The organism is Nitrosopumilus sp., from assembly GCF_025699125.1.
Taxonomy (GTDB): Archaea; Thermoproteota; Nitrososphaeria; order Nitrososphaerales; family Nitrosopumilaceae; genus Nitrosopumilus.
In genome coordinates, this window is the sequence record NZ_JAILWC010000001.1 from 843,200 (window position 1) to 863,709 (window position 20,510).

The 20,510-nt window shown below is 33.8% G+C and carries 20 protein-coding genes and 1 tRNA gene; 10 read left to right on the forward strand and 11 right to left on the reverse strand.

The window, feature by feature from the left end; all coding sequences use genetic code 11:
* Positions 1-123: 123 nt before the first annotated feature.
* The 5 genes from K5783_RS05230 to K5783_RS05250 form a co-directional block, all read right to left on the reverse strand.
* A complete protein-coding gene (locus tag K5783_RS05230) occupies positions 124-369 on the reverse strand; it encodes a hypothetical protein (protein ID WP_297472612.1) in 246 nt (81 codons plus the stop codon).
* Between the two features lie 136 nt (positions 370-505).
* Positions 506-582, reverse strand: a tRNA-Pro gene (locus K5783_RS05235).
* A 127-nt stretch (positions 583-709) separates the two neighbouring features.
* Positions 710-1,621: a DNRLRE domain-containing protein gene (locus K5783_RS05240; RefSeq protein WP_297472613.1), complete on the reverse strand. Its 912-nt coding sequence runs from the start codon at positions 1,619-1,621 to the stop codon at positions 710-712.
* 139 nt (positions 1,622-1,760) lie between these two features.
* A complete protein-coding gene (locus K5783_RS05245; RefSeq protein WP_297472614.1) occupies positions 1,761-4,193 on the reverse strand; it encodes a S8 family serine peptidase in 2,433 nt (810 codons plus the stop codon).
* Positions 4,194-4,283: 90 nt separating this feature from the next.
* A complete protein-coding gene (locus K5783_RS05250) occupies positions 4,284-5,825 on the reverse strand; it encodes an ATP-binding protein (RefSeq protein ID WP_297472616.1) in 1,542 nt (513 codons plus the stop codon).
* A gap of 183 nt (positions 5,826-6,008) precedes the next feature.
* On the opposite strand from K5783_RS05250, the gene K5783_RS05255 reads away from it, so the two are divergent.
* From K5783_RS05255 to map, 3 genes are all read left to right on the forward strand, one after another.
* Positions 6,009-7,223 carry a response regulator gene (locus K5783_RS05255; protein ID WP_297472617.1) on the forward strand — a complete coding sequence of 405 codons (1,215 nt, stop codon included), beginning with the start codon at positions 6,009-6,011 and terminating at the stop codon, positions 7,221-7,223.
* Positions 7,220-8,344 carry a hypothetical protein gene (locus K5783_RS05260; RefSeq protein ID WP_297472619.1) on the forward strand — a complete coding sequence of 375 codons (1,125 nt, stop codon included), beginning with the start codon at positions 7,220-7,222 and terminating at the stop codon, positions 8,342-8,344. Before K5783_RS05255 ends, K5783_RS05260 begins: the two co-directional genes overlap by 4 nt.
* 139 nt (positions 8,345-8,483) lie before the next feature.
* Positions 8,484-9,380 (forward strand): type II methionyl aminopeptidase, encoded by an 897-nt coding sequence (map, locus tag K5783_RS05265; protein WP_297472621.1) that lies wholly within the window; start codon positions 8,484-8,486, stop codon positions 9,378-9,380.
* A 130-nt stretch (positions 9,381-9,510) separates the two neighbouring features.
* Here map and K5783_RS05270 read toward each other — a convergent pair whose 3' ends face one another.
* Complete coding sequence (locus tag K5783_RS05270) at positions 9,511-9,693, reverse strand: hypothetical protein (protein ID WP_297472623.1); 183 nt, start codon at positions 9,691-9,693, stop codon at positions 9,511-9,513.
* Positions 9,690-10,820, reverse strand: a complete 1,131-nt coding sequence (locus K5783_RS05275) for a DUF1512 domain-containing protein (protein WP_297472625.1) — start codon at positions 10,818-10,820, stop codon at positions 9,690-9,692. Before K5783_RS05275 ends, K5783_RS05270 begins: the two co-directional genes overlap by 4 nt.
* A gap of 130 nt (positions 10,821-10,950) precedes the next feature.
* On the opposite strand from K5783_RS05275, the gene K5783_RS05280 reads away from it, so the two are divergent.
* Positions 10,951-11,511, forward strand: a complete 561-nt coding sequence (locus K5783_RS05280; protein WP_109876135.1) for a TATA-box-binding protein — start codon at positions 10,951-10,953, stop codon at positions 11,509-11,511.
* Between the two features lie 164 nt (positions 11,512-11,675).
* On the opposite strand, the gene K5783_RS05285 is transcribed toward K5783_RS05280, so the two are convergent.
* The gene (locus K5783_RS05285; protein WP_297472628.1) at positions 11,676-12,005 is read right to left on the reverse strand and encodes a tRNA-binding protein; all 330 of its coding nucleotides are present in this window, start codon (positions 12,003-12,005) and stop codon (positions 11,676-11,678) included.
* Positions 12,006-12,043: 38 nt separating this feature from the next.
* Complete coding sequence (locus K5783_RS05290; RefSeq protein ID WP_225866804.1) at positions 12,044-12,241, reverse strand: hypothetical protein; 198 nt, start codon at positions 12,239-12,241, stop codon at positions 12,044-12,046.
* 16 nt (positions 12,242-12,257) lie between these two features.
* Between K5783_RS05290 and K5783_RS05295 the strand changes: the two genes are divergently transcribed.
* From K5783_RS05295 to K5783_RS05320, 6 genes are read left to right on the forward strand one after another with little or no spacing between them, the layout of a single operon-like run.
* The gene (locus tag K5783_RS05295) at positions 12,258-12,830 is read left to right on the forward strand and encodes an SRPBCC family protein (protein ID WP_297472632.1); all 573 of its coding nucleotides are present in this window, start codon (positions 12,258-12,260) and stop codon (positions 12,828-12,830) included.
* Positions 12,831-12,834: 4 nt separating this feature from the next.
* The gene (locus K5783_RS05300; protein ID WP_297472634.1) at positions 12,835-14,043 is read left to right on the forward strand and encodes a glycosyltransferase; all 1,209 of its coding nucleotides are present in this window, start codon (positions 12,835-12,837) and stop codon (positions 14,041-14,043) included.
* A gap of 38 nt (positions 14,044-14,081) precedes the next feature.
* Positions 14,082-15,224 (forward strand): trypsin-like peptidase domain-containing protein, encoded by a 1,143-nt coding sequence (locus K5783_RS05305; RefSeq protein ID WP_297472636.1) that lies wholly within the window; start codon positions 14,082-14,084, stop codon positions 15,222-15,224.
* A 42-nt stretch (positions 15,225-15,266) separates the two neighbouring features.
* Positions 15,267-16,436, forward strand: a complete 1,170-nt coding sequence (gene cofG, locus K5783_RS05310; RefSeq protein WP_297472638.1) for a 7,8-didemethyl-8-hydroxy-5-deazariboflavin synthase subunit CofG — start codon at positions 15,267-15,269, stop codon at positions 16,434-16,436.
* On the forward strand, positions 16,433-17,692 hold the full coding sequence (cofH, locus tag K5783_RS05315) for a 5-amino-6-(D-ribitylamino)uracil--L-tyrosine 4-hydroxyphenyl transferase CofH (protein WP_297472641.1): 1,260 nt from the start codon (positions 16,433-16,435) through the stop codon (positions 17,690-17,692). Before cofG ends, cofH begins: the two co-directional genes overlap by 4 nt.
* The gene (locus tag K5783_RS05320) at positions 17,693-19,051 is read left to right on the forward strand and encodes a TldD/PmbA family protein (protein ID WP_297472642.1); all 1,359 of its coding nucleotides are present in this window, start codon (positions 17,693-17,695) and stop codon (positions 19,049-19,051) included.
* Positions 19,052-19,063: 12 nt separating this feature from the next.
* Here the strand turns inward: K5783_RS05320 and K5783_RS05325 are convergent, their stop codons facing one another.
* The gene (locus tag K5783_RS05325; RefSeq protein ID WP_297472644.1) at positions 19,064-19,999 is read right to left on the reverse strand and encodes a calcium/sodium antiporter; all 936 of its coding nucleotides are present in this window, start codon (positions 19,997-19,999) and stop codon (positions 19,064-19,066) included.
* Positions 20,000-20,127: 128 nt separating this feature from the next.
* Entirely contained in the window at positions 20,128-20,502 is a 375-nt protein-coding gene (locus K5783_RS05330; protein WP_297472646.1) for a DUF6659 family protein, read from the reverse strand.
* Positions 20,503-20,510 lie beyond the last annotated feature (8 nt).

The following is a 20,510-nucleotide window of genomic DNA, read 5'->3' on the forward strand; positions in this document are numbered from 1 at the left end:
TTGATTGATTATAGCACTCTTTTTAGAATGAAATTGAGGAAAAGTTGAGCTTGTTGTTAAAGTCATATATCTTAAAAACATGAAAAATTTTACGATTTTTCTCTATTAAGGCATACGTATGAATTATTCTTTAGAATAGTCACAATTGGGACATTTTTTATTAAAAATACGTGAACCGCATTCCATACAAATTCCCTCCCCAACATCTTTTTGGATTAATTGTCTTTTTTTCCCCACGTATACCTTGATTCCAAAATACATGACTATTACAATTATAGCGGCATAAACTGGCGCCATAAATGGGATCAGGCCAATCATAAAAAGTAGAAGTCCTACAATTAGCAAAATGTCGCGTCTTTCAAATTTCAATAAAACAACACCTAAAAGAATTCATAAAAACATGCCGGAGCTCAGAGCCATTAGTTTACTTCATATCAAAGTCAATTCTCTAACTCTTCCTCATTGCTCGGCAAGTAGACTAGTTATTAATTTGATAATAAGATAATGGTGGGATTGGAGTGATTTGAACACTCGATCTCTGCGTCCCAAACGCAGAATCATACCAAGCTAGACCACAATCCCAGTAAATCGTAAAAGTTGCCCAATTTAAGCTTGACAGATAAGTTATTCGTAAGCAAAATTTCTCTATTAAATAAAATAGATATGAAGAATTTTTGAATAAAGAAAAATAAGAAAAAAGTGTTGGATTTTATGTGAAAGTTAATTCCAACTGAGGAATATTATCTTGTGTCTCTCGTGCTGCAATGTTGATTCTACCCGAAGAGTCTTCATCGCTTTTCATGATAACCCAACCATAGTTTGGAGTGCCATCAAGATATGCCAAGATATCTTCAGTAACATCAAACTCTATCCATTTGCCAGACACATCATTTGAGATAACTACTGTGTCAGCAACTGTGGCCTTAAAACTGCCACCATCCCAATTTGTACAGTTATCTTCAGATGAGCAATCCCATGTAACACCTTTTTGTGTTCCAATGAAATTTCCAAATGGGGCATTAGAGCCAATTCCTTCTTGCCATGGTTCAGTTAAACTGCGAACAGTAACTGATTGTCCCTCTTGCCATCGGCCGTCATTATCCACTACAAAGATTTTCAGTTTTGCAGAATCCAATGTTTTATCACCTAGTGCAGTTCCCAATTGTATTTCATCAAAACCAATGAGGACACGATTGTTAGTAGGACCAGTGCCCATTACTCGTAGAACTTTATTAGAGCCTTCATTTGATGTTTGTAATCCTTCTCTAACAAAACTATCTTTTGAAGAGAAAAGAATTGCAGAATTTTCGGTGAATTGAATGTCAGAAACAGAAGTCTTTACAGCCCTGAATGCCGAGAAACTATCAGTGTTTGTTCCAATCATTTGTGAATCAAATCCTTGGTTCTGTTGAATAAATATACCAGTTGGAAATGATGCAGACGATGGATCAAAACATAATCCAGTATTGCAAAGCAGTTCGTAGTTTTTATCAGAAAGTAGAGATGATGTAAATCCGCCACCTAACATAAAAAAAGTCATGCCAGAAAAGGCCACACCAGCAATTACCATCACACTTAGAAGTTTAATTCCAGAATGTTCAGTTGTCGTCAATGTTGTCATTACTATATGATATCATGTCATGTTAGTATAGACTTGTTTGTAATCAGATTACACACATTTTAGAGTACATAAAACCATTTTAGAAATTACAAGTTATGAAGTAATTATATTTCAATTAAAATTAATTGTAAAGTTCTAACTAGTTTATAATGAACGCTGCATCAATTGAGCCAAATCCATACTCATTGTGATTGTTTCCGTGTGAATTTGGAATTGCGTTTCGCTCAATGTTATCTAATAGTTGTTCAGGGGACAAGTCAGGATTTGCATCAATCATTAGTGCTGCAATGCCTGCAACATGGGGGGTAGTGGCTGATGTTCCATAAAACAAGTTACCGCCATACGCAATTGTAGTTACACCGTTTGGTCCCACTACACTTGGAACTGATAGTCCATTGTTTGTAGGCCCATGGGAACTAAATGATTCTAGAGTTCCATCAACATTATTTACTGCACCAACTACAATGACACCTTTGGCATCAGATGGAACCACAACACTTCCTGAAGATACAGGATATTCAATGCTGTTATTCACTGAGAATAATTCCAAGGAAGAATGAGTTGGGACATCTGAAAGAGATTTAAATTCACCTACGGATGAGATTCCTATGGCATACATTCCTGCCATTTTTGGCATAAAGAAGATACTTTCAATTTTTTGAGAGTCTTTTGTTTGGGTGTTTGCAGAATAGTCTACAATTTGTCCCAATGGATCAACTAATACCAGATCAAAGTCAGATAAATCTCCGAGCCCATCATTCCAGTTTAGATAAAGCATGATTGGCACGTGGCTATTAAGTTGAGACTCAGATACTGTAATTGAGAGACCCTCATCATTTTCTGCAAATTCGTGCCATGCATTAAGATCATCATCGGAGAATGTTCCTTCCCAGTGTTTTTCTGCAAAGTTACCAGATGGCACAATTACTGTAATTCCACTATTGATTGCTTCTTCAACTTTCTTAGTAATATGACTAGAACCATCAGTTGGGAGGTTAGGCCATCCTGCAGCCATTGCAATCACATCTACATTATTTGCAATTGCCTCATCAATTGCACGACCAAACTCTACATCAGTGTTCATCTCATAGAGATGTAACTTAGCGTTTGGTGCAACATCTGAAATAATTTCTGCTACTGCAGTTCCATGACTAGTAGTTTCTCCTTGGGTGATAGTTTGAGAAATCATAGAGTTCTCAAATGAGTTTCTAAAGGATTTAAAATCCACTATATTGTCGGAAATTTTTGGATTATCAGTATCAAATATTATATCAAGTACTGCAACTTTGACATCTTTTCCTGTAATTCCTGAATTGTGTACAATGTCGGCATTAATGGTGAACACGCCTTCTGAAATTGGATAAGTGTAGTCGGATTTTGTAACGGAATCTGATGCATCGCTGCTTAATTGAACAAGGTTTGCATATTTTACATCACCAATTGTTTTGACAACAACATCAGAGTTGAGGAATGGTGATTTTACTGTCTCAAATGAATCTCTAGTGAAATCAGATAGATTTGTGGTTGCTCGAGTCTTTGTAACATCCATCATAGAGTTTATTCTTGGGATATTTTGAATATCAGTGGTAATTTGAACTAAATTATCGCCTTGTACTTCAATATCAGACAGACTTTGGATTTTCTCAATAGTTTCAGGATCTGTGTTTGATAATTCTAAGACAATTCTTGTTTTGCCGTTTTGTGAATCAATTCCAAATTTCCATGCATCGTCATCAGGATTTTCACTTTGGAGTAGTTTTCGTACTTGCTTGTCTGTTTTCTTTACCAACAGTCCAGGATTCTTTTCATTTTGTATTTCAGAAGAGACTTCTTTGACTTTATTTTCTATGTTATCTGCCTCTATGGTTAATCCAGGATTTACATCTAAAATCTTTTCAAAATATTCCAATTTTACTTTTTGAGTGTCTTTGATTAGTTGTAATTCAATTTTTGCAAGTTCTGCGCGGTATTTGGCATCAGGGGATTTTCCTTTGTATTGCTTGTCAAGATCCTTTGTAGCCATCATAGACATGACTTTATTTACTAGATGTCCTTTTTGAGATTCTTTTTGAGCATCACTGACTTTGTGTTCAGTTTTGTCTAACGAGGGATCTGATTGGAATGATTCTTCAATAATTTCATCTACTGCTTGAATGATTGCATCTTCAATTAATTTATCATTGCCAAATGTGTTTGCAGTGAGTTTTTCTGCCTTTTTAATTGCGTCATCTACTGCCTTTTGAGCTTGTTTTTCTGCCTTTTCAATTGCTTTTTGTGCTTTGTCAACTGCCTTTTGTTCATCGGAATTACTGTTGCCGTTTCCACCGCCATTGCCGTTTCCACCGCCATTGCCGTTTCCACCGCCATTGCCGTTTCCACCGCCATTGCCGTTTCCACCGCCATTGCCGTTTCCACCGCCATTGCCGTTTCCACCGCCATTGCCGTTTCCACCGCCATTGCCGTTTCCAGGATCTGCAAATGTTGGAGTGGAACCTGCAAAACTCCATGTTAAGAGTAGAATTGACAAAGATAAGAATAGAATTCTAGAACTTGTACTAGGTTGAGTCTTCAATGTAGATATTATAAGAATAGAATAGATAATGAACTTCTGTCTGTAATACAATTACAAACATTTTCTGGAACTCCAGAATCAGCTAAAACATTACTTGGTTGCGATATGCCCTTCCTTTAGTTTTGCGTACTCTTTTTTTATTGGGATTTGATGGTTTCGAGGATTTTTTGGCAATGAAATAGAGAACGTGGTAGGATTGTTCTTTACAGAGATTTTACCTTCATGTGCCTCCACAATACTCTGACAACTAGATAATCCTAGACCAGTACCAGTTTGTTTGGTAGTAAATAGAGGTTCAAAGATTTTATTAATTTCACCCTCAGGAATTCCCTTTCCTGAATCTTCAATTTCAATCAATACATCATCATCATTTTCAACAATTCTAAATGTTATTTGGCCATCATTATTTATTGCGTAACATGCATTATTAATCAAATTAGTGAAAATAATTTCAAGTTTATACGGATCACATAAAATTACAGCGTCATTTTCTGGAAGAATAATTTTTACACCATAAGGAATTTTTATATTTTTTATCGTTGATTTAAGGATACCCAGTATGGAGTGTTTTTCACGTTTTAATTCAGTAACATTAACAAAATCTAAAACATCATCTGTTTGATGAGTTATTCTTTCGACAGCTCTTCCTATTCTTTCGAAATTTTTAATCATGCCATCGTCAAGAGTATTTTTTGTTTTAATTTCAATAATTTCAAAACTATTTTTGATTACTGATAGTGGATTTCGGATATCATGTGCAAAACGAGTTGCCAAACTGCCAATAGAGGACAATCGTTCTTTCTCAACTATTTTCTTATGTAATTCTGCAAGATCTTTTGACATTATATTGATATCTTTACCTAGTTCCGAAATCTCATCATTTCCTTTTACAGGATACATGACGTAATCCCCTTTCGCAATAGAATGTGTAACTTGTCGGATTTTATTTAGAGGGTTAGAGATGGATCTTAAAATTAGAAATCGAATTACCAATGCAGTCAAGACAAACATGTTTAATGCGACCACAATGCTCCAAGTGACTTCAGATACTAGTGAGTCAATGTATATTTGTCTTTGATCAATGTTTCCTGAAGTTAATGTAATAGCACGATCGATTTCGGCATTCATTGCATCAAATGAAGAATCAAAATCTTTGTTCAAATTTAGAATCTTAATTCCTGAAATACCAGATGTTTTTGTTTGAATCATTTTGTTTGAAACAAATAACATTTCATTCCATTTTTCCGCCAATTCTTCAGTATGGTTAATTTCATCTGGATAATTTTTTGACATAATATTAGAATATTTTGAAAATGCATCATTAAACAGAGATTTTGCTTGCTCAATCCTATAGAAATTAATTTCAAGTATCTCTTCTAATTCTCGGTATTCATTCTCTTGTACATTTCTAGTCTCATCTTCAATTAACACAATTTCCATAGTGATAGCAGACAGTTGGGTTGATGCATAACGCATATTCTTTAAAGTGTCTAATATAGGAAGGGTTTCACTATTAATGCTTGAAAATGTATCTTGTAGTTGTTTTGTATTCATTATAGAAACAAAGGAGATCATGCCAACTAGTGCAAACAAAACTATAATTTCTAGCACCAATTTGGTCCTAATCTTCATGAGATTAATGCCTGAATTTAAAAACTAAAGAGTAGCTTGTCAAAAGTAAGCTATCATCATAGAATAATGTCATCACAAATGTGTACATTTCTAGCCACCATTTTTTGGGAATTTACCATAAATTGTTTGTAAATATTGTAAACACATCTAATGATATAGCGAAAAAGACGTAAAACTCATCATATGCAAGTTCAAGATATCTCCCTAGAAGAGGAGCTTAATCAAAAAGAAGAGCGTGATGAAATATCAATTCTTCGTGATTTTGGATTAGAAGAAGATGAAGCACAAACATATGTAGGATTAGCTCAGTTAGGCTCAGTTAAAGCAAGTGAGATTAGTGCATTTACAAAAATCGATAGGGTAAGAACCTATAAAATTTTAGAGAATTTAAAAAATTTGGGATTTGCAACATCCACACTGTCATCACCTATCAAGTTTTCAGCTAATGATCCAGAAATGATTCTCAAGGATATTATTTTAAAACAAAAACAAAAAGTAGAACATTTAGAAAAAAACAGTTCACAGTTCTTAAAAATTTTATCACGTCTAAAACTACATGAACCACAAATTGGATTACCAAAATTGACCATTGTTTCTAATAGAAACAACATCTATGATCAGATGACAAAAATAATTGAAGAAACAAAAGATAGATTGTACATTGTAGTGACACTTTCAGATATAATTCGAATGTATTACACTTCAATTCCAGAGGCAATAAAAAAAGCAACTAAACAAAATACAAAAATCAAATTGATGACAGGTCCTGAATTATCAACAAAACTAGAATACATTCAAAGATTGGGAATAAATAAATTTAGAATTGTCACGCTCCCCTCACCAGGACGATTACTATGTAGTAAAACCCAAGTATTAATGTCAGGAAATACATCATCACAAGTAAATAAAAATATCAATGAAGAATCAGTGATGGTCACAAATTCAAATGATATAATCAAAAACATGCAAAGTTTGTGTGAATTTCTATGGGAATCAGGCGAGGATGTATCTATAGAAGATAATAGTAAAAAAGAAAAGAAACATGAAAAACAATCAACAATACTTGTAGTAGATGATGATCCAGACGCAGTAAATATTTTTGCAGATTATTTAGAAATTAAGGGAGTGTCCACTGTAGAAAGATGCACCGATGGAAAAAAGGCAATAGAGACATTTAAGAAAATACGTCCAGACGCAGTATTTTTAGATATTATGATGCCTGATTTTGATGGATTTTATGTTCTAGAACAAATTCGCAAGATAGATCCCAAAGCCAAAGTAATCATGGTTACAGCAGATAAATCCGCTGCCACAAATAAAAAACTACACAAAGTAAAACCAACAGATGTCATCTACAAACCATATGACATAGAACAAATAACAAGATGTCTGAAATGAAGAATCAAAAAATTCTTATCTCATCTTTAGTAGTCATGTTATTTTTTACATTAGTTACTACTCCAACACATGGACAATCAACTGGTGAAGGTTTTTCTTGGCAGGTAATTTATCTTTCAGACAAAACAGGATGTAATGCATCTGAAGATCGTAAAGTTAAAGATATCTCGGGAATTATTGACAAATATTTTTCAATGTACAAAATCAACAATCAGAGATTTGGAACCACATGTTTATACTCTGGAGAATATTTTGAAAACTCATTTTCAGACAATGTTGATTTGAATATTCTAGTTTTTGATGAAAGAATTGGACAAAAATTATTTCAAAAATACGGATATAATGGATTATACGCACATTTTGGTTCAGACAGAATGAATAAACATGTAATCATGATCACCGTTCCGCCACAATTTAGTTCTGCATATGATAATGTCGAATTTCCTTGGTCATTATCTGAAAAATTATCCCAGTTCATTTTATCGTATTATGGATATAATTCAGAATCAATTACAAGAATGTTAGATTTTAAATCAGATTATGATATGTGTATTAAGAGAATTGTGGCAGATGAATGTGATAAAATGATTTCAATAATTCGTTCAGATATTTCAGGAGATGGTTATTCAGTATTGTCGCCGGTAAAAGAAATAGTTAATCAAAAATCATTAAAATATTTACCAGATGATCTATATTCTTCACAAGTAGTAAAAGACATACTACGAAATATCACTAATTGGTGGATAAGAGGGGCAATAGATGATCAAATGTATTTAGAGTTAGTTCAACAAATTGTAGATGTACCAATAAAAAATAACAATGAAATTAAAACTACTCAATTATTGATTTCAAATGGATTTGTAATTGTGAGTGAGGAAAAAAACAACTCAATTAAACAAAATGATGACAAAATAAAAATAATTCAGGAAGATGATGAATTTTATACAATTCTTAGTTATGTTCCATTTGATACAAATAAAACGGAATTGGAACCAGAAACTTCAGAAATTCCAAGTTGGTTTAAAAATCGTGCATTAATTTGGCAAGATGGAAAACTTGTGGATAGAATATTTTTTGATGGATTAACAGCACTAATACAAAACGGCTTTATTGAAAATTAATTTTGAAATATATCAAACAAGCAGAAAACAAATCTTTTCATTAAAATGGATTATTTTTTAAAACATCATTCTCATATTGGTTTCCATACAGATATGTGATCAAGATAATCATTTTAAAGGCAATCCAATGAACAAAAATGTGCAACTAGAAGATTATCTCAAAGCAGGAAAAATTGCAGCAGAAGTAAGAGAGAAGGTCAGGGTAAAAGACTGGATTGGAAAATCAGTGTATGAAATTTGTGAAGAAGTTGAAGGAGAGATCAAAAAAAGAGGAGCAAAATGTGCATTTCCAGTAAATGCCAGTATTAATGAAATTGCAGCTCATTACACAGCAGAACCAAATGATCCAATAACAATCAAAGATACAGATATGGTAAAAATTGATCTTGGTGCTCAAATTAACGGATACATTGCAGATACTGCAGTAACTGTTTGCTATGATGCACAGTTTGATGGACTAGTGCAAGCTGCAGAGGAAGCATTAGGTAATGCAATGTCCATGATAAAAGCAGGGGTAAAAGCAAGCGATATTGGACGAACCATTGAGACTACAATAAAGCAAAGAGGCTACAAGCCAATAGCTAATCTCAGCGGTCATTCCTTAGAGCAGTACACCATACATGCAGGAAAATCCATTCCAAACATTTGGTCAATTGGAGGATTCTCACTTTCGGAAAATTCTGCATATGCTTGTGAGCCATTTGTGACAACTGAGCAAGGAGGAGGGTTTGTCAGAAATGGACAAATAAAAAATATTTTTGCCATTAATTCACGAAAGAAAACAAAAGACGCAGAGGCGGACAGACTACTTGATTTTATCTGGAAGAATTTCAACATGCTACCATTTGCATTGAGATGGATAACAAAAGAATGGGAAGAAAAGCAAGCAAAAGAATTACTGAATGTTTTGATTAAAAAGAAAGCAGTTCAAGCATATCCAATTCTGATTGAAGTAAATGAGCAACGAGTTGCTCAAGCAGAACACACATTCATCCCATTAGAAGACGGTGTCACAGTAACAACAAAGGCCCTATGAACATATAAAAAATGAGTGAAGAAGTAAGACCATGTCCCAAATGTGGCAGATTTTTGTTTAAAGAACAAGGAGAGACAACAATGTGGTTTTGTCCGTCTTGTAATCTAAAATTCAGAACTGAATAATGGAATTATTGCTCCAGAGTTTCACCAAAAATTTTCTCAATTAAACACATTTCACCACACGAATCACATTTTGAGTATTCAGCAAATAAGACATCACCGTCAGAGAATTTTCTTTTTATTTGCATCCCACAATTTGAGCATTTTTCAACAGTATAGTCCAAAGTGATTTTTTTCTTTGAGAATATCATTGCGGCACCCCAACAGTATTTCCCACGCCAATTATGACTATAGATTGTCCCTGTACAGTATTTTCTTGAATCATTTCATGAATTTGTGAGCGTACATCATCTGCTTTGTATGCAATATCTTTGGTCATAAGTGTAATTGCCTCTTTAACTGATTGCTTGACAACTATAGAAAATACAGGAATATTTTTTGATGTAGCAATTGCTTCAATTTGAAATTTTTCTGTTCCTATTCCACCAATTGCAGCTCCGAATCCTTGTGCCACAGATGCAGAATCTTCACCCTCCATTTTTAATGCAGCATCTATCATAATTATTGCGTCAATTTTATTTTCAGAAATAATTTTTTCTAAACCGTCAGCAGGCCTTCCAACTGTAGAGCCAGGACCTTCAGCCTTTAAGAGAAATAATTTCCTTCCATCAAATTCAGATTTTGCCAGAACAGTTTGAAATGCAACTGTCTCTTTTTGATTTTCTAACATCATCTTTCCAACAACCATCGGACCAATTCCATCACCAACAGGTTGTCCTTTTTTAAATACCGGAATTGCTTCTTTCATGGCCTCAGATTGTTCCATTATAAAAGGAAGAATCATCTGTAAAGGCAAAATTAATGGATAGTTGTTTTGTTTTTTTGCAGTAAGATACATGTGATTAATAACTTTGTAAATCATTTGTAATGAAGATGCAATTTCAAGTAAAGTTTGAACTCGGGTCAATTCAATATCATTCATTTGAGGGGAAATCGACCTCACATGCTCCCTAGTGTAATCTTCTCTAGACCTTACAATATGTCGTACTTTGTCTACAATTCCATTAGGATCCATGTCAACAGGCATAATTGTAAAATAATCGATGAAGCGGTCAATTTTTTTAGTTGGATCATCTGCAGGTTTCAAAGTTATCTTTACATAATTGATTAATTCATCTCTAGATTCTTTTCTAAAACCGTCAAGTTTGGCAATCCCTTTTTTGATTTCACCCGATGTGACATAGAGTTGAATGCGTTGGCCATAAAACACAAAAAAGAAAATAGGTAGAATCCAAATTAACATCATGAGTGGGTTTGTGTCATCACCCATTGCAAAAATCTGATCAAAATCAAAACTTGTAAAATTCACTAAACTCATCGATCTTCAAATGTAAATTAAATGATTCGTCATGTGACCAAAAGACATACCAAAATCAGAAAAAAATGGGCATAGAGGCGAAAAAATTGGCGAGTGCTTTTATTATAGTTCAAATACAAAAAACCTGAATATGCCACAAACAAAACCAATTGTAAGCGTGGAAAACGTTGTAGCCTCAGCTTCTGTAGACCAGAAGATGGACTTGAATGAGATCACTAAAACATTTCCGGATGTAGAATATCACCCTGATCAATTTCCAGGACTAGTTTTTAGATTAAAGACACCAAAGACGGCTACATTGATTTTTACTTCAGGCAAAATGGTATGTACTGGTTCCAAATCTGAAGAGATGGCAAGAAAGGCAGTAAAGACAGTTGTGCAAAAACTTCGAAAAGGTGGAATTAAAGTAAAAAAAGATGCAACTGTACAAATTCAAAATATTGTAGCATCTATTAATCTAGGTGGAAAAATTCATTTGGAGCAAGCAGCAAGAACGTTGCCTAGAAGCATGTACGAACCTGAGCAATTTCCAGGACTTATTCACAGAATGTTAGATCCAAAGACAGTGATTTTGTTATTTTCATCAGGAAAGCTTGTCTGCACAGGAGCTAAACAAGAACCAGACGTTTACAGATCAGTTAACAACTTGCACGCATTACTAGAAGAAAAAAACCTAATGATTTATGATTAATCATAAATCAAATCTATTTTCATTAATTTCTGTAATTTACTTATAAGTATAATTGTATTTTTATACAAATTTTGAAACAATAGAATAGGATTCTGAAAAAGGTCTTAAAGGCCACATTTTAAAAATAAGGATGATGGAACAGACTAACAAAAATTTTAAAAAAATTATTTTATAGAACTGCCAAGAGGAACATCTTCGTTTACTGTTAACCAAAAGGGTTTGTCATCAACATCAGCTGCCAATAACATTGCGTTTGATTCAACACCTGCCATTTTTTTTGGTTCGAGATTTGCAATAACAATTACAGTTTTTCCAACAATATCTTCAGGTTGATAATATTGTGCTCCACCAATTATCACATCCCGTTTATCATCATTTCCCAAATCAATCAGACCTTTGATAATTTTTGATTTACCTTCAATAGGTTCTGTTGCAACAATTTTTGCAACTCTAATGTCTAGCTTTGCAAAATCATCATATGACACATTGGGCATACCACTCACTTATTCTTCCTGTTAAAATAAATTCGCATTTATTGTAGATCTTTTTTATTAATTCCACTAGTTTCAATTTCATATCTTAATGCAGCAGGAAGATCCATGTACTTTTTGTTAACCATTTCAATTATTTGATCTTCGGGGACATTAACTTTTTTTAGTAATTTTCCACGTTGATGAGCATAAGCATTTTTCCAAAAACCAGCACCGTCCAACGTTTCAATTTTTGGCATGTATTTTGTGGGTTTCATGTTTTTTCAAATTTTAAGTGACTGTGACGGAAGAATGGCAAACGCCATTGGAACTGGAGTTACTGTTCCGGATTTTAGGCATGTTGCCCATCACAGTCTATTTGCAATGCAGTTGGAATCTAATATATTTAATGCGGAAGAATGGGTTTTACACATGGCTGCAATTGAGGTAGAAGTTGAAATTAATTCCACAGTAGACAAAGTTTGGGAGGTAGTATCAGATATTGATAATGAACCCAAATTTTGGAAGGGAACAAAAGAAGTCAAAAATCTATCAAAGGAAGGAAACATAATCAAAAGAGAGGTCACCATTGCATTTAGAGATCAAAAATGCCTGCAAGAAGTAAAACTAGAACCTAAAAATAGAATTGAAGCCAAGTTCACTAAAGGAATCATTAATGGTGAAAAAATTCTACTCATCATTCCAAATGGAGAGAATGTCATACTGAAAACAATCTGGGACATAAAATTAACTGGAATGATGGGGATGTTTACAGGTATGATTAAAAATCACATCAAAAGTGGAACCGAACAAGCCATGCGTAGTATCAAAGAAGAAATCGAGAGATAATTTTATGGAGTTAATATTAGATATTTTCAATTACACTTTAACCGCAATTTTAATTGGGATTTGTGGGGCATGGGTTTTTCTAATTAAATCAATGGTAGATTCGTTTAGGTTTACTCCATATCTAGATAGATTTGAAAATACATCAAAAACTAATCCCAAAGTATCAGTGATTCTTCCAGCAAGAAATGAAGAAGAATTCATCAGCAAATGTTTAGACTCGTTAATCGATCAAGATTATAAAAATTATGAAATCATAGTAATTGACGATTCATCAGAAGACAACACGCAAAAAATTATTTACAAATATGCAGAAAAACATTCCAAAGTAATTCCAATAATTGCAAGACCCAAACCAGATGGTTGGATGGGAAAAAATTGGGCATGTATGGAAGGATACAAGAAAGCAAGTGGAGATTTATTATTATTTACTGATGCAGATACAAGACATTCCCAAAATGTAATATCGCTTGCTGTAGGACACTTAACTTCATTTAATTTAGATGCGTTATCTGCAATTCCCAAAATGATGACATTTGATTTTTGGACAAAGGTTACATTGCCAATGATTTCAACGTTTTTGCACAGTAGGTTTTCTGCATTAAATGTCAACAATCCTGCTAAAAAAACAGGTTATTTTTTTGGAAGTTTTTTTATTTTGAAAAAAAAGACGTATGAAAATGTAGGAATGCATGAAGGAGTAAAAAATGAGATTATTGAAGACGGGGCATTAGGAAAAAAAGTCAAAGAGGCAGGACATAAAATGAAAATGGTGAGAGGAGACCATCTAATTGACGCAGTATGGGCAAGAGACAAAAGCACATTGTGGAATGCACTAAAAAGGCTAATGATTCCACTATACCTTCAAAATGGAAAAATCGCTATAGGAATTTTTTTTGCGGTGGCATTTTTGTTATTTGTACCATTTCCAATATTTGCAGTATCATTGTCTATTCCTATAGAAGCGATATCTTCAAAAATACTTTGTATTTCTGCTGCGGTGGCATCATCACTGATCTATGCAGGGGCAATTATTGAGACAAAAATGGGGCTACATATCAGATTAATTCATGCGTTATTTGCACCACTTGGCAGTTTAGTGGTGGTTTTAGGATTTCTAAGCGGCTTACTGCAAGCAAAGAGAAACGAATCAGTGATGTGGAGAGGGAGAAGATATTCCATGAAAGACCACACTCAAAATTCTATCAGCATATAGTAATCCTTTTAGATAGAAAACAGAAAACTAAGAACCTCATGGACAAATCAGGAATAATTGTAGGTACTTCGATGGGAGCAGCAATTGTTTTAGTATTATTTGCTGTGTTATTCATCTCATCACCAGAATCAATAAAGCCTGAAATCATAGTTAGTAATGGCCATTCACCAAGTACAGTGGGCGAAGTAACTTCTATTTATTCAAAAAAATTATCACTAATAGAAATTTTTGAAAAATCAGAGCCAGGGGTTGTACGAGTTAACGTTCAAAGGAGTGAAACTGCTGAGATTGCAAATGGCGTAGGATCAGGATTTGTTTTTGACAAAATAGGGCACATAATTACAAATGCACATGTTGTAAAGGATGCAAACAAAGTAACTATAACATTTCTTGATGGAAGATCATACAATGCAGAAATTATAGGATCAGATGAGTTTACAGATATTGCAGTAGTTAAAGTTAATGCAGATTTAGAACTTTTACATCCATTGTCACTTGGAGATTCATCAAATCTCAAAGTAGGAGAACAAATAGCTGCAATTGGAAATCCATTTGGATTGTCAGGATCTATGACATCAGGAATTGTAAGTCAATTAGGACGATTACTTCCATCAGGTAACGGATATTCAATTCCAGATGTCATTCAGACAGATGCGGCAATTAACCCAGGAAATTCTGGTGGACCATTGATAAATATGCATGGAGGGATTGTTGGAATAAACACTGCCATACAATCAGCCACAGGCGAATTTACAGGAGTGGGGTTTGCAATACCATCACAGACGGTTGCAAAGATTGTACCCACCCTCATAGAAAAAGGAGAATACAAGCATCCATGGATAGGAATTTCAGGTAGAGATATTGATCCAGATTTGGCCAAAGTTTTAGAATTAAAAGATGCAGTTGGATTTTTAGTTGTCACAGTAGTAGAAGAAAGTCCTGCATCAAAAGCAGGATTAATTGGTTCGGATAAAACAATCGAGACAGATGGAATAAGTTATGCAGTTGGAGGCGATATAATATTAGCAGTAGATGGAAAAGAAGTTAGAAAAATTGACGATATTTTGATTCATCTCCAGCGAGCAAAAACCATCGGGGATGAAATGGTTTTAGAGATTTTAAGAGATGGAAGAACAACAAACGTCACAGTGATTCTAGAACAGAGACCTAATGGAAATTAAAATAACACAAGCATAAATACTTCTAATCAAGAATGGATTCTGTTGAACAAACTTGTCTTAAACTCTGAGAGTTTAAACAAAGTTTTAGAGAACAAAACAATATCTCGTGAAGATATTTCTGAGATTTATCAAAATTCTCTAAAAGATCCTAGTGAACTTTTTTCAGTATCTCAAAATCTAAGAGAAAAATTCAAAAGAAATACAGTTACATTTTCTAAAAAAGCATTTTTTAATATCATCAATTTATGTAAGGATACTTGCTCATATTGTACATACAAAGCAGAGCCAGGAGAAGAAAAATTATCTTTAATGTCAAAACAGCAAATTCTAGAATTATTGCAGCTTGCAAAAAAATACAGGTGTGTTGAAACACTTTTTGTTACAGGCGAGCAACCAGAACAGAGATACCAAGAAGCACGTGAGTGGTTAAAAGAGAACGGATTCAAATCGACCGTAGAATATCTCATTCATTCATCAGAATTAGCATTAGAGATAGGGCTATTTCCACATACTAATGCAGGCAATCTAAATTATGAAGAAATGAAAGAATTGAAAAAAACAAATGTGTCAATGGGTGTTATGCTTGAAAACGTCAGTGAAAGACTAACAGAGAGAGGAATGCCACATTATTTGGCAGCAAGCAAAAAACCGAAAGCAAGATTACAGGTATTAGAAAATTCTGGAAAAATTGGAATTCCAATGACTACGGGAATTCTTGTAGGGATAGGAGAGACAATCAACGAGGTAATTGATTCAATTTTAGCAATAAGAGAACTTCACAGTAAATATGGAAACATACAAGAAGTAATTTTACAAAACTTTCAACCAAAACCAGACACGGTTATGAAAAATAAGCCATCAGCTAATGAGAGATATTTTAAAACAATTGTGGCACTATCAAGAATAATAATGCCTGAGATGAATATACAGATTCCTCCAAATTTATCACCTAAATCATATCAAAGTTTCTTGTCAGTTGGGATAAATGATTGGGGAGGCATATCTCCACTTACTCCGGATTTTGTAAATCCGGAATTTGCATGGCCAGAAATTAACAAAGTGGACAAAGAGTCTAAAGATGCAGGGTTTGATTTAAAATGTAGATTCCCAGTATATCCGGAATTTTTCTCTTTTATTAGCAAAGAGTTAAGAGATAAGATGGCAGTAATTGAAAATGAAGAAGGATTGGTAAAAGAGGGATACTGGAGATGACAATCAATATAGACGCATTATTAAAAAATGCAGATCCGCTCATTTCTGAAATCTTAAACAATGCATTATCAGATAAAGAAATTTCTGCTCAAGATGGATTAGAGTTATACAAAACAACCGGAATTGATTTTCATTTAGTAGGGCTAGTTGCAGATGAAATTAGAAGAAGAAGAGTCGGGGATATTGTATCTTATGTAGTGAATAGAAATATCAATTTTACAAATGTATGCATAAAACAATGTGGATTTTGTGCATTTAGTAGAGATTTTAGAGAAGAGGAAGGATATTTCCTACCAACAGAAGAGATCGTACGAAGGGCAATGGAGGCACGCCAATTAGGAGCAACTGAAGTATGTATTCAAGCAGGACTGCCCCCAGACATGAAAGGAGATCTTTATGAGAGTATTTGCAAGGAGATCAAAAAAGAGATTCCAGATATACATATTCATGGATTTTCACCTGAAGAGATTCTATACGGAGCATCAAGATCTGAGATTTCAATTGAGGAATTTCTAAAAAGAATGAAGGAGGCAGGAGTGGATACACTTCCAGGAACATCAGCAGAAATTCTTGATCAAAAACTACGAGACCAGATTTCTCCAGGAAGAATAAGTGTAGAGAATTGGGAAAAAGTAATCAAATATGCCCACAAAATTGGAATCAACACTACATCAACTATGATGTTTGGACATTTAGAAACACTAGAACAAAGAGTGGCACACATAGCAAAATTAAGAGACATACAAAAAGAGACGGGGGGATTTACCGAATTTGTCCCTCTAAATTTTATTCATACTGAAGCCCCCATGTACAAACATCAATTACATGAAGGAATAAGACGGGGGGGAAGTGGAAATGATGTCTTACTAACACATGCTGTTGCAAGAATCATGTTGAACAATTCAATTAACAATATCCAAATGTCATGGGTTAAAGAAGGACAAAAAATGTCACAGTTATTGCTAATGTGGGGAGCCAATGATTTTGGCGGAACTCTGATTAACGAAAGTATTTCAACATCAGCAGGTTCAGAACATGGACAATTATTAAAACCGAAAGAGATTAGAAGAAGGATTAAGGAGATTGGAAGAATACCTGCTGAGAGAAATACAAATTATAAAATTCTAAAAAAGTTTGATGCAGAAGAAGAGGTAGATGAAAAACTAGATAGAGTTTCTGATACATCTCAATTTGGATCATACGTAGAATTGATAAAAATTAACAAATTCAGATACAAAAATCCTAGAGCGAAGTAAATGTCTGCCTTAGAAGAGGCATTAAATCATTCAAAAAATGTTGGAGTTGATGAATGTGAAATAGTCGTTTTGAAAAAAAAGATCATAACTGTGCGAATTACTGATTCAGAGATTGCTGAAACCAAACAAAACTTTGATGAAAGTTATGGTATTAGATTAATCCACAATAAGAAAATTGCATCAATTCAAATTACAAATCAGCAAAAAATTAAAGATGCTATTAATGATTCATTAAAGACTCTGCACAGTCTAAAGCCACGAGAATTTTGGCGCGGATTACCATCCAAAATAAAATCACAAAAATTAGACGGAACATATGACAAAAACCTAGCGAACATTTCAGGATCTCAAGCTATGGATATCGCAGAATCCATGATTAATGCAACTAATAGCTACAAAATAAACACGATTACAGGCTCGCTGAATATTGTTTCAGATGATTTTGAACTTGAAAATTCAAATGGATTAAAACTCAAAGAAAAGTCCACATATATCTCAGGAATAATTAATGCAGAATCAGAATCAGGTACATTACCAGTATCAGGAATTGGACATGATTGTTGTAGGACATTATCAAATTTTTCAACAGAACAAATAGGAAATGATGCAAAAAATATGTGTCTAGAATCAATAAATCCACAAAAAATTGATTCAGATACATATTCCATAATTTTTGAGCCGTATTCTGTTGGAGAATTGCTATCATTTGTGATTGCATCAAACTTTAATTTTAAAACATTCGCAGAAAAGAAAAGTTGCTTCTCAAACGATTTTGAAAAAGAAATTGCAGTAAAACAATTTAGTTTAATTGATGATCCACATATTTCAGAAGGCATAGGAACAAAATCAGTTGATGATGAGGGGATTAAAACCCAAAAACGAAGTTTGATAGAAAATGGAATTTTCAAAAATACGTTTTCAAATCTTTTCGATAGTTACAAAGAAGGAAAACAATCTTCAGGAAATGCATTACGTTTAGGATCTCCAATGGGGAGAAGCTCAGAGCCAATTCCAATTTCAGCACCACATAATCTAAAAATTAATCCAGGAGAGAGCTCACAAGAAGACATGATAAAAGATACAAAGCACGGGTTGTTAATTGGAAGGCTATGGTACACATATGCAGTAAATCCAATCAAAGGAGATTTTTCATGCACTGCAAGAAGCGGAATAAAAATTATTGAGAATGGCGAAATCAAAGGTCCTGGAAAATCAGTTAGAATAATTCACAATCTTGCAGATATGTTAAAAAATATTTCAGAAATTGGAAATAATCAAAAAAACATAATTCAGTGGGCATCACTTCCGTCAATTGCACCATCGATAAAAGCGGGAAAAATTTCGGTAAAATCAATCTAATTTAGGCACAGATTAATTAAAAAACGTGAAAACCAAATATGCCACATAGCCTATCGCAATGCAAGCGCCCATAACACGATTAATAATTCCAGTTTTAAGTGCAATTAACAATGAAATACTAAAGATGATCATGATGGTATAATCAATGAAGACGTCGGGTGCGACCATCACACCTCCAAGCGTCGCACCTACACCCATGATCATCAAGATGTTGTAGATATTACTTCCAATAATATTTCCAACACCGATATCCCCATGTCCTTTTCTAATTGCAATAATGGATGTAATTAATTCAGGAAGAGACGTTCCAATTGCAATCACAGTCAGCCCTATGATTTTTTCAGACAACCCAAACTCTTGGGCTAGAATTACGGCATTATCAACAGTAAGAATTGCACCAAAATACAAAATAACAACACCTGTCCCAATTAATCCAAAAGATTTCAGATATACATTATTTTTACTTTCTCCAACATTTTCCTTGCTTTCTTCGCGGTGTTTCATTGCATCTTTGAATGTATAATATCCATAAACGCCTAATCCTACAAGCAGCAAAATTCCATCATATATAGAAAGTTCACCATCAATTGAAATCAAAATCAAAAGAAAAGAAACGCCTAGCATTATTGGAATTTCTTTACGTAAAACAGATTTACTTACTGCAAGTGGAACAAGAATTGCTGCAATTCCTATAACCATTCCAACATTTGCGATGTTACTTCCAACAATATTTCCCAAAATTATAGCACTGTGTTCTCCAGCTGCTGCAACACTTGCTGCAAGCTCCGGCGTAGAAGTACCATATGCCACAATAGTCATTCCAATTACAAGATTACTTATTCTGAATTTTCGGGCGATTGTAACACCGCCACTAACTAACCAATTACCACCAAAACACAGCATAGCTAATCCAACTATAGTCAGCACTGCATTGATTACTACTTCCACAACGAAGTTTCTCGATAGAGGGGTTTAAAGTGAATGATTTACTATAATTTCACAATTCAAACAATTCAAGCTAATTTTAAAAAGTCGTTACAGGCACATAATAATCTAAAATTTCACTAAAACCGATACTAGACAGAATATTTCTCAGAACCAAGTGCTGAATGGATATAATCAATTATCTTCAGATAATCTGCCCTTGGTTCTGTACTAACCATAAATAATTCATTAGAATTAACGGGAACACTAATCATTGTGACTTTTTCATATTCAGTAATTGAAGATGTTTCATGACCAATCTTGTATGCCAGATTTGTATATAGTTCTCTTTTTTGTAATGCATAATGAATTGACATTTTAACTTCATCGCTACTTAACATTCCATCAATACTTTCTTTGTGGCCTCCAGCAACAAGCTCACCTTTACTATTTGCAACACCTGCAAATCTAATTTGTGAATCTAAAGCAAGTACTTTTTTCGATAATTCATCGTAATTAATTGCCAAAATATTAC

What these genes read in the sequence shown, in the direction of transcription:
- K5783_RS05240 (WP_297472613.1), bottom strand. Translation starts at nt 1,621, where the DNA reads ATGACAACATTGACGACAACTGAACATTCTGGAATTAAACTTCTAAGT.
- K5783_RS05250 (WP_297472616.1), bottom strand. Translation starts at nt 5,825, where the DNA reads ATGAAGATTAGGACCAAATTGGTGCTAGAAATTATAGTTTTGTTTGCA.
- K5783_RS05255 (WP_297472617.1), top strand. Translation starts at nt 6,009, where the DNA reads ATGCAAGTTCAAGATATCTCCCTAGAAGAGGAGCTTAATCAAAAAGAA.
- K5783_RS05260 (WP_297472619.1), top strand. Translation starts at nt 7,220, where the DNA reads ATGAAGAATCAAAAAATTCTTATCTCATCTTTAGTAGTCATGTTATTT.
- K5783_RS05270 (WP_297472623.1), bottom strand. Translation starts at nt 9,693, where the DNA reads ATGATATTCTCAAAGAAAAAAATCACTTTGGACTATACTGTTGAAAAA.
- K5783_RS05275 (WP_297472625.1), bottom strand. Translation starts at nt 10,820, where the DNA reads ATGAGTTTAGTGAATTTTACAAGTTTTGATTTTGATCAGATTTTTGCA.
- K5783_RS05280 (WP_109876135.1), top strand. Translation starts at nt 10,951, where the DNA reads ATGCCACAAACAAAACCAATTGTAAGCGTGGAAAACGTTGTAGCCTCA.
- K5783_RS05285 (WP_297472628.1), bottom strand. Translation starts at nt 12,005, where the DNA reads ATGCCCAATGTGTCATATGATGATTTTGCAAAGCTAGACATTAGAGTT.
- K5783_RS05290 (WP_225866804.1), bottom strand. Translation starts at nt 12,241, where the DNA reads ATGCCAAAAATTGAAACGTTGGACGGTGCTGGTTTTTGGAAAAATGCT.
- K5783_RS05295 (WP_297472632.1), top strand. Translation starts at nt 12,258, where the DNA reads ATGTTTTTTCAAATTTTAAGTGACTGTGACGGAAGAATGGCAAACGCC.
- K5783_RS05300 (WP_297472634.1), top strand. Translation starts at nt 12,835, where the DNA reads ATGGAGTTAATATTAGATATTTTCAATTACACTTTAACCGCAATTTTA.
- K5783_RS05305 (WP_297472636.1), top strand. Translation starts at nt 14,082, where the DNA reads ATGGACAAATCAGGAATAATTGTAGGTACTTCGATGGGAGCAGCAATT.
- cofH (WP_297472641.1), top strand. Translation starts at nt 16,433, where the DNA reads ATGACAATCAATATAGACGCATTATTAAAAAATGCAGATCCGCTCATT.
- K5783_RS05320 (WP_297472642.1), top strand. Translation starts at nt 17,693, where the DNA reads ATGTCTGCCTTAGAAGAGGCATTAAATCATTCAAAAAATGTTGGAGTT.